The organism is Streptococcus infantis, assembly GCF_047463315.1.
GTDB lineage: Bacteria > Bacillota > Bacilli > Lactobacillales > Streptococcaceae > Streptococcus > Streptococcus infantis_AB.
Genome location: NZ_JASHEB010000018.1, coordinates 1 through 710, shown reverse-complemented (window position 1 = coordinate 710; position 710 = coordinate 1). Strand labels below are relative to the sequence as shown.

Annotated in this window: 1 protein-coding gene; it reads right to left on the bottom strand. The window is 38.3% G+C overall.

The genetic code is table 11. The features are described from left to right. On the bottom strand, positions 1–710 hold a 710-nt coding region (locus tag QM857_RS09200; RefSeq protein WP_414275763.1), incomplete at both ends, for a DUF389 domain-containing protein.

The window sequence follows — 710 nt, the reverse complement described above, 5'->3', positions numbered from 1 at the left end:
ACTTTCAATTGAACAGATTGAATACCGTAAGAGGCTTGCTTTTGGCTAATGGTTTCTAATTCTTCTTCTGAAATCGGATCTCCAACAACTGTCAAGACTAATTCATTGCTACTTGACTTGTAGACTTGATTAATGATCGTATGATTGGCGAACTCTTTGCCTACAAATTGTTTGATCCCTTCTTTTCTTGCTTGATCCATCGTCAGAGTGACTGCTGAATAGCTGGCTGGAAGAACCAATAATACAATCAAGGAGATCAACCCAATTCTCATTTTAATATTTAGCTCTTTAAATGAACTTAAGGGAGATTTTCTCATCAACATTCTTGTTCCAACAATGTTGATGAGCATGATAAAGACACAGTTGATCAAGAAAAGATAAAGAGCCCCAAATAAAAATCGTACATTCCCATTAGCTAAACCATATCCTGCAGTGCAGATAGGTGGCATCAGAGCTGTTGCGATGGCTACTCCTGGTACGATATTGTTTGCTTCTTTTTTCCTTGAACCAATGAAACCTGCTATCCCACCCGCAATAGCAATAAGAACATCCCAAATGGTTGGAGAGGTTCGTGCAATCAACTCGCTACTTGCATAAGATAAGGGAGAAATCCAGAAATACAGAGTCGAGACAAGCAAACTGACCAATACTTGAGTAAATAAAACCTCTAGAGATTGCTTGATTAAACGCGTATCAAAAATAGCTAAACC